The following is a 14,837-nucleotide window of genomic DNA, read 5'->3' on the forward strand; positions in this document are numbered from 1 at the left end:
ACGTACATTGAATGGTTCAAACATTTTGGTTAAGTCCTCGATCGATTAGTATTCGTCAGCTCCATGTGTCACCACACTTCCACCTCGAACCTATCTACCTCATCGTCTTTGAGGGATCTTACTTACTTGCGTAATGGGAAATCTCATCTTGAGGGGGGCTTCATGCTTAGATGCTTTCAGCACTTATCCCGTCCACACATAGCTACCCAGCGATGCCTTTGGCAAGACAACTGGTACACCAGCGGTGTGTCCATCCCATCCTCTCGTACTAAGGACAGCTCCTCTCAAATTTCCTACGCCCACGACGGATAGGGACCGAACTGTCTCACGACGTTCTGAACCCAGCTCGCGTACCGCTTTAATGGGCGAACAGCCCAACCCTTGGGACCGACTACAGCCCCAGGATGCGATGAGCCGACATCGAGGTGCCAAACCTCCCCGTCGATGTGGACTCTTGGGGGAGATAAGCCTGTTATCCCTTGGGGTAGCTTTTATCCGTTGAGCGATGGCCCTTCCATGCGGAACCACCGGATCACTAAGCCCGTCTTTCGACCCTGCTCGACTTGTAGGTCTCGCAGTCAAGCTCCCTTGTGCCTTTACACTCTACGAATGATTTCCAACCATTCTGAGGGAACCTTTGGGCGCCTCCGTTACCTTTTAGGAGGCGACCGCCCCAGTCAAACTGTCCGCCTGACACTGTCTCCTGCCCCGCTAAGGGGCATGGGTTAGAATTTCAATACAACCAGGGTAGTATCCCACCGACGCCTCCTTCGAAGCTGGCGCTCCGAGATCTCTGGCTCCTACCTATCCTGTACAAGTTGTACCAAAATTCAATATCAGGCTACAGTAAAGCTCCACGGGGTCTTTCCGTCCTGTCGCGGGTAACCTGCATCTTCACAGGTACTATAATTTCACCGAGTCTCTCGTTGAGACAGTGCCCAGATCGTTACGCCTTTCGTGCGGGTCGGAACTTACCCGACAAGGAATTTCGCTACCTTAGGACCGTTATAGTTACGGCCGCCGTTTACTGGGGCTTCAATTCGCAGCTTCGCTTGCGCTAACCACTCCTCTTAACCTTCCAGCACCGGGCAGGCGTCAGCCCCTATACGTCACCTTACGGTTTTGCAGAGACCTGTGTTTTTGCTAAACAGTCGCCTGGGCCTATTCACTGCGGCTCTCATGCGCTTGCACGCTCAAGAGCACCCCTTCTCCCGAAGTTACGGGGTCATTTTGCCGAGTTCCTTAACGAGAGTTCTCTCGCACACCTTAGGATTCTCTCCTCGACTACCTGTGTCGGTTTGCGGTACGGGCACCTCTCACCTCGATAGAGGCTTTTCTTGGCAGTGTGAAACCAGGAACTTCGTCCATACGGACTCGCCATCACAGCTCAACGTTACAGTGTGCGGATTTGCCTACACACACGCCTTACTGCTTGGACGCGCATAACCAACAGCGCGCTTACCCTATCCTACTGCGTCCCCCCATTTCTCAAACGGTGAGGAGGTGGTACAGGAATATCAACCTGTTGTCCATCGCCTACGCCTATCGGCCTCGGCTTAGGTCCCGACTAACCCTGAGCGGACGAGCCTTCCTCAGGAAACCTTAGTCATACGGTGGACGGGATTCTCACCCGTCTTTCGCTACTCATACCGGCATTCTCACTTCTAAGCGCTCCACCAGTCCTTAGGTCTGACTTCAACGCACTTAGAACGCTCTCCTACCACTGACATCGTAGATGTCAATCCACAGCTTCGGTGAATCGTTTAGCCCCGATACATTTTCGGCGCAGCGTCACTCGACCAGTGAGCTATTACGCACTCTTTAAATGATGGCTGCTTCTAAGCCAACATCCTGGTTGTCTGTGCAACGCCACATCCTTTTCCACTTAACGATTACTTTGGGACCTTAGCTGGTGGTCTGGGCTGTTTCCCTTTTGACTACGGATCTTATCACTCGCAGTCTGACTCCCGTGTATAAATATCTGGCATTCGGAGTTTGTCTGAATTCGGTAAACCGGATGGCCCCCTAGTCCAAACAGTGCTCTACCTCCAGTATTCTCATCACGAGGCTAGCCCTAAAGCTATTTCGGAGAGAACCAGCTATCTCCAAGTTCGATTGGAATTTCTCCGCTACCCACACCTCATCCCCGCACTTTTCAACGTGCGTGGGTTCGGGCCTCCAGTAAGTGTTACCTTACCTTCACCCTGGACATGGGTAGATCACCTGGTTTCGGGTCTACGACCACGTACTATTTCGCCCTATTCAGACTCGCTTTCGCTGCGGCTCCGCCTTCTAAAGCTTAACCTCGCACGTAATCGTAACTCGCCGGCTCATTCTACAAAAGGCACGCTATCACCCATTAACGGGCTCTAACTACTTGTAGGCACACGGTTTCAGGATCTCTTTCACTCCCCTTCCGTAAGGTGCTTTTCACCTTTCCCTCACGGTACTGGTTCACTATCGGTCACTAGGTAGTATTTAGCCTTGGGAGATGGTCCTCCCATTCCGACGGAATTTCACGTGTTCCGCCGTACTCAGGATCCACTCAGGAGAGAACGAACTTTCGACTACAGGGCTTTTACCTGCTCTGGCGGACCTTTCCAAGTCGCTTCATCTAACTCGCTCTTTTGTAACTCCGTATTGAGTGTCCTACAACCCCAAGAGGCAAGCCTCTTGGTTTGGGCTCTTCCCGTTTCGCTCGCCGCTACTCAGGGAATCGATTTTTCTTTCTCTTCCTCCAGGTACTTAGATGTTTCAGTTCCCTGGGTCTGCCTTCTAGACGCTATGTATTCACGTCAAGATACTACGCGATTAAACGTAGTGGGTTCCCCCATTCGAAATCTCCGGATCAAAGCTCACTTACAGCTCCCCGAAGCATATCGGTGTTAGTGCCGTCCTTCTTCGGCTCCTAGTGCCAAGGCATTCGCCGTGCGCCCTTAATAACTTAACCTAACGGCTTTCAATAAAAATATCGGAAACCTCTTAATGTTATTAAGCCTATAAAAAAACTTAAAAAAATAAATGTGTTTGTTACAATTTCAATGTCGTTTTATCCAGTTTTCAAAGAACAAGTTTTGAAGCTTTTCATTCAAGAAGAATGAACCTTCAAAACTGAACGCAAAACGTAATCTTACAAACCCTAGGTTTGTATTCCGAAATAATCCTTAGAAAGGAGGTGATCCAGCCGCACCTTCCGATACGGCTACCTTGTTACGACTTCACCCCAATCATCTATCCCACCTTCGGCGGCTGGCTCCAAAAGGTTACCTCACCGACTTCGGGTGTTACAAACTCTCGTGGTGTGACGGGCGGTGTGTACAAGGCCCGTGAACGTATTCACCGCGGCATGCTGATCCGCGATTACTAGCGATTTGGCTTCATGTAGGCGAGTTGCAGCCTACAATCCGAACTGAGAACGACTTTATCGGATTAGCTCCCTCTCGCGAGTTGGCAACCGTTTGTATCGTCCATTGTAGCACGTGTGTAGCCCAGGTCATAAGGGGCATGATGATTTGACGTCATCCCCACCTTCCTCCGGCTTGTCACCTAAGCAGTCACCTTAGAGTGCCCAACTAAATGATGGCAACTAAGATCAAGGGTTGCGCTCGTTGCGGGACTTAACCCAACATCTCACGACACGAGCTGACGACAACCATGCACCACCTGTCACCGTTGCCCCCGAAGGGGAAACTATATCTCTACAGTGGTCAACGGGATGTCAAGACCTGGTAAGGTTCTTCGCGTTGCTTCGAATTAAACCACATGCTCCACCGCTTGTGCGGGCCCCCGTCAATTCCTTTGAGTTTCAGTCTTGCGACCGTACTCCCCAGGCGGAGTGCTTAATGCGTTAGCTGCAGCACTAAGGGGCGGAAACCCCCTAACACTTAGCACTCATCGTTTACGGCGTGGACTACCAGGGTATCTAATCCTGTTTGCTCCCCACGCTTTCGCGCCTCAGTGTCAGTTACAGACCAGATAGTCGCCTTCGCCACTGGTGTTCCTCCAAATCTCTACGCATTTCACCGCTACACTTGGAATTCCACTATCCTCTTCTGCACTCAAGTCTCCCAGTTTCCAATGACCCTCCACGGTTGAGCCGTGGGCTTTCACATCAGACTTAAGAAACCACCTGCGCGCGCTTTACGCCCAATAATTCCGGACAACGCTTGCCACCTACGTATTACCGCGGCTGCTGGCACGTAGTTAGCCGTGGCTTTCTAATAAGGTACCGTCAAGGTACAGCCAGTTACTACTGTACTTGTTCTTCCCTTACAACAGAGTTTTACGAACCGAAATCCTTCTTCACTCACGCGGCGTTGCTCCATCAGGCTTTCGCCCATTGTGGAAGATTCCCTACTGCTGCCTCCCGTAGGAGTCTGGGCCGTGTCTCAGTCCCAGTGTGGCCGATCACCCTCTCAGGTCGGCTACGCATCGTCGCCTTGGTGAGCTGTTACCTCACCAACTAGCTAATGCGCCGCGGGCCCATCCTATAGCGACAGCCGAAACCGTCTTTCAGTGTTTCACCATGAGGTGAAACAGATTATTCGGTATTAGCCCCTATTTCCGGAAAGTTATCCCAAACTATAAGGTAGGTTGCCCACGTGTTACTCACCCGTCCGCCGCTAACGTCGAAGGAGCAAGCTCCTTCTCTGTTCGCTCGACTTGCATGTATTAGGCACGCCGCCAGCGTTCGTCCTGAGCCAGGATCAAACTCTCCATAAAAGAAATTTGAATAGCTCAAATTGTTTTGCTGGCATCATTTTGATGTCCAAAATTTTGTTTCGTTCATTAACCGAAGTTAGTTACTAAAAACTTTATTGATTACGTTTTGCTTGTTCAGTTTTCAAGGTTCATTATTCAAGTCGTTTTTCAGCGACTTCTTAATATTAACATCTCGCTCAAATCATGTCAACTACTTTTTTGAAAAAGTTTTTTGTGTTTTTCATCGAGCATTTCGTTATGTCTTAGCGACAATTAATATAATACAATATCAAGATATCATTCGTCAACTACTTTTCTAAAAAAATATCGAGGTATTTTTAAATACCTCGATTACAAGCATACTACAGTCATTGCCCCATTTCTAGTGCCTCTTTATTGACCTTGTAATGACGGTGAAATATCATCTCATTTTTTGCAGCAATTGGTTCTATTTGAATATAGCCTTTATCCACTAAATATTCGACAAACACTTCTAAATCTACTGAGTAATTCATGAGCTCATGATGGTCATGCAATTCCTGAATCGTCCACATGTCTTTCGTTTGCATAACTTCTAATATATGCTGTGCACCATCACGTGTACGAGAATGAATTAAAAACTCACTTGCTAAAAACAATAATTCTAAGCGCTTTTCTATTGGCTCATTACTCGTCACTAGCTCTTCATACAGCTTGTAGATAGCAGGCTCTATTTTTTTCACTTGTGCCCAAACAGTAACTTCAGGGTATAGTCCGCTATCTATAATAGAAAGACGACCCAAATGATGTAATGAATCGACTACGTGATTATAAGCATCCAAGTAACTTCCTTTATCGAAGTATTCTTTCCCCTCCAGATATCTGCGAATTAACTTTGAGAATTGGATGCCTGTTTTAATTTTACGACCGCTATACGGGAATTCTTGCAATTCTATTTTTAATTTATGCAAAAATTCATTACGATCAAATAACACCCTTCCAAAGAAAATCCAATCGACTACCTTCTTATTAGAACCGATGAGCAACCATTTTCGTATTAACTTCTCTGTAACTGTATGTAGAGCTACTTTATTTCCTTCATATAAGTAATGTTTCGAAAAGACTGGCTGCTCTGCTTCTTTTACGATAATTAATAAAACTGTATCAAATGTATCTGTAACGTTACTATGTTCCTCACGCTTCTCCACTAAAATTACGCCTAATGTATTCGACTGACTCGCACGTTCTTGGTAGATTGGACGCAATACCTGCTCCATGTTCAGCCCCCCTTTATTCATATAGGTTCTCTTGTTCCGTTAAAAATTCGACATACTCTAAAAGTATTCCTTCTTTCATTCATCTCAAAGCTAAAATACTTCGCCCTTATATGTTATAGTAGATTTTAGATTGGGAGGCAAGATGAAATATGAAACCTTACAAAAGTAAAATTAATAAAATTCGTTCATTCGCATTAGCACTAATCTTCTTCGGTTTTATTGTCATGTACGGAGGAATTTTCTTTAAAAATAGCCCGATATTAGTTTTAATTTTCATGTCATTAGGTGTTTTATGTATTATCGGTAGCACAGTCGTATATGCTTGGATCGGGTTGCTTTCAACAAGAGCTATTCAAGTGGAATGTCCTAATTGTCATAAACATACAAAGGTTTTAGGGCGTGTTGATATGTGCATGTACTGTAATGAACCACTAACGCTTGATCCAACTTTAGAAGGTAAAGAGTTCGATCAATCCTATAATAATAAAACAAAAAAATCCTAGCCCTTGTAAGAGCTAGGATTTTTATTGTACTTTAGCAGTAGCAACTTTACATGATGGACAAGTGCCGTATATCTCTAAACGATGCGAGTGCACATCAAAACCAGTTACCTGTGATGCAAAATGCTCTATTTCGTCGAGTCCTGGATAATGGAAATCGACGATCTTACCACAGCATTCACAAATCATATGGTAATGGTCATTTGTCACGAAATCAAAGCGACTTGAAGCATCTCCATAAGTCAGTTCTTTCACAAGACCCACTTCACGAAATACACGCAGGTTGTTATAGACAGTCGCTACACTCATATTAGGAAACTTTCCCTCGAGTGCTTTATAAATTTCATCGGCAGTAGGATGTGCCATTGATTGAATAAGATATTCCAAAATAGCATGACGCTGAGGAGTAATACGAACACCAGTTGTTTTTAACGTGTCCAGTGCATCCTGTAAATGCGTTGCAGACATCGTCATGCACCTCTTCCATAAGTATTATTAATTTATAATTGTTATAAATAGTGTATCCAATTCGCACTACTTCGTCAACAATCACACATTGCTTATTCTCAATAAATCAATGGCTGGCCCTTAATATCCTCTAGATAAATCCATCGTATTTTCTAAATCCGTGTCACCCTTCAGCCATTTTGTTAGGCTTGGCTTGAAAATTTCTAAGCTTCGTTCAACATAACGAGAAGAATGGCTAGATACATGTGGTGATACAATGACATTCGGTAACGTCCATAATGGATTGTCCGTTGACAGAGGCTCTTCTTCAAAGACATCTAAAACGGCGTAACCAATTTGCTCTTTTTTGATTGCTTGAATGAGTACCCTTTCTTCCACTAAATTGCCTCGACCAAAATTCATGAAGATGGCGCTATTTTTCATAGCAGCAAAATGCTCTTCTTTTAATAAATGGGTCGTTTCTTTTGTTTTTGGTAACACCGAAATAACGATATCCGCATTAGGTAAGGCCTCTTTTAATTGAGCAAAGCTAATCATCGTATCCATATACGCCGCTTCTTTTCCAGAGCGGTTGCAGCCAATCGTCGTCACGCCAAAAGCCTGCAATAAACGCCCAACTTCTGAACCAATCGCTCCTGGGCCTAAAATAAGCGCCGTACTATCTCGTAATTCCGTTTGCTGCGCTTTTTTCGACCATTCACTTTTCTTTTGCTGCTCATACATCCAAGGTAACGCACGTTTAATCGCTAAAATATGGGCAAGCATCGATTCAGCCATTGGTGTTTTATGAATACCACGGACATTCGAAACTAAAATCCCACGTTCAATAATCGCTTGAGCTGGCATTTTTTCTATACCTGCTGAGGCAACGAAAATCCATTTTAGCTTTGTCGCATATTGGATACTTTCTTCTGTTAAATCTTCACCATATGTAACTAAAACATCCGCTTGTTGAAGAACTTCATTCGATAAGCCACTTTTGAAGATAAAATCAACCTGTGGAAATTCTGCTAATAACGGCTCTCGTAAATCTGGTCTAGGTTCAAATGTAAAATAGATTTTCACTTTGCTGCCTCCTGATCTGCTAAATAGGTATACACTTCTTCAATATGATTTTTTACACGTACTTTACGCCAAGCTTTTACAAGCTTACCCTCAGTATCAATTAAAAACGTTGAACGCTCTATGCCCATATATTCACGTCCATACATTTTCTTTAAAACCCACACACCATATGCTTCAGCAACGGTATGATCGTCATCAACTAATAATGAAAATGGTAAACCATGCTTATCAATAAATTTTGTATGTTTGTTTGCGTTATCTGGACTAACACCCAGAACAACAGCATTTAAATGACTGAAGTCCTCGAACTTATCGCGAAAATCACAAGCCTCCGTCGTGCAGCCTGGTGTCATATCTTTGGGATAGAAGTATAAAATAACATTCTGTCCTTTCAAATTAGCTAACTGTACCATTTCTCTCTTTTCATTCATTAGAGAAAAATCTGGCGCCTTTTGTCCTTCTAGTAAAGTCATAACAATCTCCTCCTCTGTAGGTTCTATTTTACTCTAAGTAACAAATCAAGTCATATCCCTTAATTTCTTTGGATTTCTTACAACGATAGGTCTACAATAGATTACGTATAAAAAGTTAGGAGGCAATTCTATGAATCACGCAAAATCTGAAGCAATACATGCAGAGGCTATACAGCATATCGTGGGTGGTGTAAACAGCCCTTCTCGTTCATATAAAGCAGTAGGTGGCGGTTCTCCTGTGGCAATGGCTCGAGGAAAAGGTGCTTATTTTTGGGATGTAGATGGCAATCGTTATATCGACTATCTAGCAGCATATGGACCAATCGTTACTGGTCATGGCCATCCTCATATTGCAAAGGCCATTACACATGCAGCTGAAAATGGTACATTGTTTGGAACGCCAACTGAATATGAGGTTACTTTCGCAAAAATGCTAAAAGAAGCCATCCCATCTATGGACAAAGTGCGTTTTAACAACTCTGGTACTGAGGCTGTTATGACAACTATTCGTGTTGCACGCGCCTATACAGGCCGAACAAAAATCATGAAATTTGCTGGTTGCTACCACGGTCACTTCGATTTAGTATTAGTAGCTGCCGGTTCTGGCCCAGCAACATTAGGAACGCCTGATTCAGCAGGTGTAACAACTTCGACTGCTGAAGAAGTTATTACGGTACCTTTCAATAGCCCTGAAGCCTTTACAGAAGCTATGAATAAATGGGGCGAGGAAATTGCAGCGATCTTAATTGAACCAATCGTAGGCAACTTCGGTATTGTGGAACCAAACCCAGGTTTCCTTGAATTAGTACATGCGACAGCAAAAGAAAAAGGTGCTTTAACGATTTACGATGAAGTCATCACAGCCTTCCGCTTCCACTATGGCGGTGCTCAAAATTTACTCGGTCTAACACCTGATCTAACAGCACTGGGGAAAGTTATTGGCGGTGGCTTACCAATCGGAGCATACGGTGGTCGTAAAGAAATTATGGATACAGTTGCACCCCTCGGCCCTGCATATCAAGCAGGTACGATGGCTGGAAACCCTGCCTCTATGCAAGCAGGGATTGCCTGCCTAGAAGTGCTACAAACACCAGGTATTTACGATGAAATGGATCGATTAGGTGGAATTCTAGAAGAGGGTATTTTAGCTGCTGCCAAGAAGCATGGCGTAACCATCACGTTAAATCGCCTCAAAGGGGCACTAACGATTTACTTTACAGATGTGAAAGTAGAAAACTACGACCAAGCTGAAAACTCTGACGGTGAAATCTTTGGTCGTTTCTTTAAATTGATGCTTGAGCAAGGTATCAATCTAGCTCCTTCTAAATATGAAGCGTGGTTCTTAACAACTGAGCATACGGAAGCAGATATTCTTGAAACTATTAAAGCCGTAGATACTGCGTTTTCTCAATTGTAAGCATGTGACAATACAAAGGCGACTTGTTAGTAAAAGTCGCCTTTTTCATATTCAAGCATACAAATCTATGTATTTTATGTGCACTTCCTTCTATAATGTAAAGAAACTAAAAAATATTAGACAGAAAGGACATCTTTATGAAATTAGGTGCCCGTGTATTTAAAACTGGTGTCGCTATTGTCTTAGCACTGTTTATCGCAGAGTTATTAAAGCTCCCTTCACCTGTTTTTGCTGGAATTGCAGCCATTTTTGCGATTCAGCCTTCTATTTATCGTTCATATCAAACTATTGTAGAGCAAGTGCAGGCAAATATTATAGGTGCGACTATCGCCGTTATGTTTGGCTTACTCTTTGGCCATCATGTTGTTGCCATTGGCATAGCCGTCATAATAGCTATTGGTTTAATGTTGAAGTTTAAACTTGAAAAATCGCTTTCGTTGGCGTTGGTGTCAGTTGTGGCTATTATGGAATTTCAAGGCGATGACTTCTTAACGTTTGGATTGATACGCTTTGTTACTATATTAGTTGGAGTGTTAGCAGCATTTGTTGTTAACCTTGTTTTCCTACCACCGAAATACGAGGTAAAGCTATTCCGTAAAATCTATATTTTACAGGACGATATTATTCGTTGGACACGACTTGCTGTACGTCAGGCTTCTGAGCATACATCCACAAAGGGAGCATTAAGTAAATTTAAAAGCCGTATGTTGCGCGTGGATACGCTGTATGATTTATTCAAGGAAGAACGTAATTACTTCAAAAATAAAAAGTATGTGAAAGCACGTAAACTTGTAGTCTATCGTCAAATGATTTTAACTTCCAAAAAAAGCTTAGAATTACTACAGCGTTTGCATAAGCATGAAAACGAATTGGCGCAGCTACCTACGCAATTTCACTTGATGATACAGGAGCGACTTGATTCCTTATTAACATACCATGAACAATTGCTCTTGAAATATACAGGGAAATTAAAGCCTGAGCATTCACAGTGGAGTAAAAGCATCGACTATGTCCAACGCAATGAACTGATGGAAATTTTCATCAAGCAAGTCAACTTTGCTCGTGAAGAAGGCGATATGGAATTTTCTAGCTATCACCTACTTTATATACTATCGCGTATTTTAGATTATGAGGAAAATCTAGAGCATCTAGATACACTCATCGTATCCTATCAAAGTCATCATGGACATGAAATCAATGTAGAATTTGAAGAAGAATTTATTTAACTAGCGTTTTAAGCGACAGATGATCTTAAATCAAGGGAGTTTGAACACCCGCTAAATCAAGATTAATCTGTCGCTTTTACTATACAAAAAAAATCCTCCAAGTAGTGACCTACTTTAGAGGAAGGGTGTTAGTTTCGCAATGTTAGCAGCTGTTGCTCTGCTTGCTGACGTTTTACCGTTTGCTCATCACGTAAATGCTGATAATTTTCAATACCTGAAACAATAATGTCCCACATTTCTTCAAGGCTCTGTGTTGGGCCTGATTGCTGAGCCATAGCAGTGCTTAATTGCACCGCTTCATCGCTAGCTCCTCCGAATTGCTTCATACGATTTTCAAAGGCTGATGCAGATTGATTTTGTAATTGTTGTCGCCTATCATTCACTGCATTCATTAATCCCATTTTAAAAACAGGGATGGTCTTAACAAAAGCGCCATTAATTTGTTCCATCAGTTCACTATTGCCATGACGTAGCATTTCGATTTGCGGAGCTGTTAAAATGGCGACCATACGTGATTTTTCTAATTCATCTATTTTTTGTCGGAGCATTTCAGCAATTGCTTGCAAACTATTCAGCTCCATTTTCGCCACCTGATTACCAGCCTCGCTCTGCTTTTCATACATCGGAATCAATGTTGTTTGTACTTCATGTAATTTTATATCAGTAGCTACGATATATTTTTCTAGTTCAAGATAGTACATCAAGTCCTCGTTATATAATCGTGCAAGTATTCGATTATCCTTCGCTAATTCCTCTTCCATCAACACAAAATGATAATGAATTTTCTCAATATCTCTACCCAGTACATTGTATTTGGCAAATAAATCTTCATCATTTTTAGTTTTACGTGCAAATAGCTTTTTAAAAAAGCCCTTTTGCTCAGTAAAATCTTTTTTATCAAATGTCTGCATTAGAGCTTCAAGCTGCTTAAATAATTCATTTGATTCGAAGGATGTTGAGCGGGTGATAATAGCTAAAATCTGATCTGCAAATGTAGCTAATTTTGTCGCTGGCTCTTTTCCCAGCGCCAATAGTTCTAACTGATTTTTCACATTGATTCGATTAGCAATATGCTGAACCTCTGCATGGTCTCGCAACTGTTCTTTGACGGCGTCAGCGGTTTCTAAGGTCAGCTGCTCCAACGTCTTCGAGATATTTGACATTCGTGCCGCCTCCTTCCTGCCATTAGAAAAAACGATTAAAGAGTTTTTTAATGATTTTATCGGGTGCAGTTTTTTGCTGTTTGGGTTCTTCATAGGGCAAGTCAAATAGCATATGTTCTAAACGATGTACATCGAATGTATCCTCTTGCAAATGCTTTTCTAAGTCAAGTTGGCCTGTCGGATTATAAAATATAATATCCATACCAAAACGATTTAAAAATGCCAATAATGCCATATCCTCACGTGATAAAGCTGGTTGCTGAGGTGCTTGATATAATACCAGTTTGGGTACATCTTGTGAATAATCAAAGCTTTGCATTAATCGCAGGATATCCTGAGGAATCATCGTCATTTGTTTGAATAAAAATAACTGTAAATCATATAAAGTCTCATTTGGCTGTTGTTTCAACATGGGCTGCTCACAGGAAGTTTTTATCGTGTGGGCGATTGCACGCTGTAGCTCCAATGTTAACTCACCATATTGCCACCAATCACTTTGCATAATACGCTCTACTGACAGCTCCCCATTCACTAAGCAATGCTTATAATGAAAATGAAAATTGGCTCTGCTTGTTGCTGCATAAGGAAATTCCTGTACAAAAACGGTTTGCGAACTTGCTAGTAATTGATGCATTTGATGCCAGTATTCTTCTCTTTGGCTTGAAACACCACTAATTTTTGCAAATATAACTGGGATGACTACCTCATCTCCAATCACTTCAAACTGCGGTCGAACCAAAGCCTTCTCTTTTGCATAAATAAAAATATCATCATATGTCATCCGTAGTGTTAATGAACGTGGCATAAAATCTTTAAACTGCCAAGGCTTATAGACACCTGATTGTTGATCATGCATTAATTGTTCAAAATGCTGACTAGAGCGATAACCTACCGTTGCCTGCCGATCACGAAGCTTATCAGGAAATGGCTGTAAAGTTGTTTGATTAGCATATGCGTACGTGATAGAGAATGTATCAGTAGGGTCAATCTCTGCCAATTCATCTATTTTCGCTGGATGGAAAATTAAGACGTCACAGCCAAGCTCCATTAATAGTAATAAGAAATAACGCTGACTTATAGTGGTTTCCCCATACCAAACAACTTTAGGAAAATCATCCGTTGGTTTCATGGATTTTGTCCATATAATCCAATGGTTTTTTAGCCACTTCACTATATCAATTAAAAATCGGCGAAAATCATTTGCTAGCAGACCTAACGATTGTTGTTGTTGAAATAGTTCTACTACTTTAATGGTCGCTAATTGTAAATGGCGATTCATCACACCATCATCATGCTTTGGTATTAACTGATGACCATACATCATCGCCACTAGACGATTAATAGATAGCCCTTTTGGTGTTTGTTGATGCTGCGATAAAATTGTTTGTATGGCTTGAAAATCCTTTTGTTCAATATGCTTATTTAATTCTTCACTTAAAATATGGATATTAGCGTTTTGTGACAATGTAAATAACGAATTGAAATAATCATCTTCTTCGATTGGTACACCTAATACACGAACAGCAATCCTACTAAAACTAACTTGTTGTGCTGTTTCCTCATAAAATGCACGATCCTTTGGTGAATCTTGAAACGCCTGTAGCCAATCATCAGGATGACGCTCCAACACTGATTTAATTGTGATTGTTTGCATACAAACGCACCTCCTAAAATCATCCTCAGCATATGCTGAAGCATTCATTTGTCATAGGACGACTCTATCTTATGACAAAAATAATTGAAAGCTTATACTATTGTCTGTTGTGAAGTCATCTGTAAAACCGTATCTAGCAAATCTTTAGTAAATGCTTCACCATTATAAGCCGAGTAAGTTGTATTTTGTAAAACTTTTGGCTGTTTATCCTTTAAATCTCCATGATTCGGTGTAAAAGCTAAATCAGCCATCGCCAGCATTCCATAATCCATAATAGAATCCCCTGCCGCTATATGCACATCGTATGTACAGAACTCTTTCATATATTCGATAGCCGCTTCCTTCGTCAGTACCTTGGGCATAAAATACAATTTTTCACCTTGTAAAAGAACATACCAGCCATACGTATCAAACTCTTGAATCATAGCTTGTAATTCCACGTGTGGTAAAGTTTCAAGATCCACATGGTGTACATAAAACAGATTATCTATATACAAAGAACGTTGTAGCCATGTATCGGATTTAATTGATTGAAAATGCTTTAACAGATCCTCTCGTGGGATTGAAGAATCTTCAATACGTCTACATAGTGTTTTCGTCCATTTTTCAGAGGGCTGGCCTTTTTCTAATATTGTACCCCCATTGCTTGTAATTGCAAAAGCAGGACACATATCACTAATAAAATGAATTCTTTTATATTGATGTAATGCCCTAGTCGTAACAGGTACAAATATTGTTTGTTGGTGTATCTGTTGCAATAGAGATGCTGTTGCCTGCGTCATCATGCTCATTGCTTTCTCCGCCTTGTGTTCAACGACCACTGTCTCTGTAACTGGTGGAAAACTCTCCATCATACGTTGAGAATAAATAAGCGTTCTATCTAAATCCGATGTAAATAGTATCATCATAATCTC

Annotated in this window: 10 protein-coding genes and 2 rRNA genes; 3 read left to right on the plus strand and 9 right to left on the minus strand. The window is 42.0% G+C overall.

Annotation, left to right across the window (positions count from 1 at the left end; all coding sequences use genetic code 11):
- Positions 1-25: 25 nt before the first annotated feature.
- From NST76_RS18605 to NST76_RS18615, 3 genes are all read right to left on the minus strand, one after another.
- A 23S ribosomal RNA gene (locus NST76_RS18605) occupies positions 26-2,950 on the minus strand.
- 218 nt (positions 2,951-3,168) lie between these two features.
- Positions 3,169-4,722, minus strand: a 16S ribosomal RNA gene (locus tag NST76_RS18610).
- The 16S and 23S rRNA genes sit together here, the layout of an rRNA operon.
- 347 nt (positions 4,723-5,069) lie before the next feature.
- A complete protein-coding gene (locus tag NST76_RS18615) occupies positions 5,070-5,957 on the minus strand; it encodes a nucleotidyltransferase-like protein (protein ID WP_036122165.1) in 888 nt (295 codons plus the stop codon).
- 149 nt (positions 5,958-6,106) lie between these two features.
- Between NST76_RS18615 and NST76_RS18620 the strand changes: the two genes are divergently transcribed.
- Entirely contained in the window at positions 6,107-6,460 is a 354-nt protein-coding gene (locus NST76_RS18620; RefSeq protein WP_004230509.1) for a YgzB family protein, read from the plus strand.
- Between the two features lie 21 nt (positions 6,461-6,481).
- Here NST76_RS18620 and perR read toward each other — a convergent pair whose 3' ends face one another.
- From perR to bcp, 3 genes are all read right to left on the minus strand, one after another.
- Entirely contained in the window at positions 6,482-6,925 is a 444-nt protein-coding gene (gene perR, locus NST76_RS18625; protein WP_004230508.1) for a peroxide-responsive transcriptional repressor PerR, read from the minus strand.
- A 120-nt stretch (positions 6,926-7,045) separates the two neighbouring features.
- A complete protein-coding gene (locus NST76_RS18630; protein WP_271910978.1) occupies positions 7,046-7,990 on the minus strand; it encodes a D-2-hydroxyacid dehydrogenase in 945 nt (314 codons plus the stop codon).
- Positions 7,987-8,463 (minus strand): thioredoxin-dependent thiol peroxidase, encoded by a 477-nt coding sequence (gene bcp, locus NST76_RS18635; RefSeq protein ID WP_342544299.1) that lies wholly within the window; start codon positions 8,461-8,463, stop codon positions 7,987-7,989. The genes NST76_RS18630 and bcp overlap by 4 nt, the downstream gene beginning before the upstream one ends.
- A 130-nt stretch (positions 8,464-8,593) precedes the next feature.
- On the opposite strand from bcp, the gene NST76_RS18640 reads away from it, so the two are divergent.
- A complete protein-coding gene (locus NST76_RS18640) occupies positions 8,594-9,880 on the plus strand; it encodes a glutamate-1-semialdehyde 2,1-aminomutase (RefSeq protein ID WP_036122177.1) in 1,287 nt (428 codons plus the stop codon).
- 137 nt (positions 9,881-10,017) lie between these two features.
- The gene (locus tag NST76_RS18645) at positions 10,018-11,106 is read left to right on the plus strand and encodes an aromatic acid exporter family protein (protein WP_036122179.1); all 1,089 of its coding nucleotides are present in this window, start codon (positions 10,018-10,020) and stop codon (positions 11,104-11,106) included.
- A 128-nt stretch (positions 11,107-11,234) separates the two neighbouring features.
- Here the strand turns inward: NST76_RS18645 and NST76_RS18650 are convergent, their stop codons facing one another.
- From NST76_RS18650 to NST76_RS18660, 3 genes are all read right to left on the minus strand, one after another.
- Positions 11,235-12,269, minus strand: a complete 1,035-nt coding sequence (locus NST76_RS18650; RefSeq protein ID WP_342544301.1) for a toxic anion resistance protein — start codon at positions 12,267-12,269, stop codon at positions 11,235-11,237.
- 22 nt (positions 12,270-12,291) lie between these two features.
- On the minus strand, positions 12,292-13,923 hold the full coding sequence (locus NST76_RS18655) for a YceG family protein (RefSeq protein WP_342544303.1): 1,632 nt from the start codon (positions 13,921-13,923) through the stop codon (positions 12,292-12,294).
- A gap of 92 nt (positions 13,924-14,015) precedes the next feature.
- Complete coding sequence (locus NST76_RS18660) at positions 14,016-14,831, minus strand: hypothetical protein (protein WP_342544304.1); 816 nt, start codon at positions 14,829-14,831, stop codon at positions 14,016-14,018.
- Positions 14,832-14,837: the final 6 nt, after the last annotated feature.

The sequence above is a fragment of the Lysinibacillus sp. FSL W7-1291 genome (genome assembly GCF_038593415.1).
Classification (GTDB): Bacteria; Bacillota; Bacilli; order Bacillales_A; family Planococcaceae; genus Lysinibacillus; species Lysinibacillus fusiformis_D.

Coding starts and splice junctions, on each gene's coding strand:
- NST76_RS18615 (WP_036122165.1), bottom strand. CDS start 5,957: ATGGAGCAGGTATTGCGTCCAATCTACCAAGAACGTGCGAGTCAGTCG.
- NST76_RS18620 (WP_004230509.1), top strand. CDS start 6,107: ATGAAACCTTACAAAAGTAAAATTAATAAAATTCGTTCATTCGCATTA.
- perR (WP_004230508.1), bottom strand. CDS start 6,925: ATGTCTGCAACGCATTTACAGGATGCACTGGACACGTTAAAAACAACT.
- bcp (WP_342544299.1), bottom strand. CDS start 8,463: ATGACTTTACTAGAAGGACAAAAGGCGCCAGATTTTTCTCTAATGAAT.
- NST76_RS18640 (WP_036122177.1), top strand. CDS start 8,594: ATGAATCACGCAAAATCTGAAGCAATACATGCAGAGGCTATACAGCAT.
- NST76_RS18645 (WP_036122179.1), top strand. CDS start 10,018: ATGAAATTAGGTGCCCGTGTATTTAAAACTGGTGTCGCTATTGTCTTA.
- NST76_RS18650 (WP_342544301.1), bottom strand. CDS start 12,269: ATGTCAAATATCTCGAAGACGTTGGAGCAGCTGACCTTAGAAACCGCT.
- NST76_RS18655 (WP_342544303.1), bottom strand. CDS start 13,923: ATGCAAACAATCACAATTAAATCAGTGTTGGAGCGTCATCCTGATGAT.
- NST76_RS18660 (WP_342544304.1), bottom strand. CDS start 14,831: ATGATGATACTATTTACATCGGATTTAGATAGAACGCTTATTTATTCT.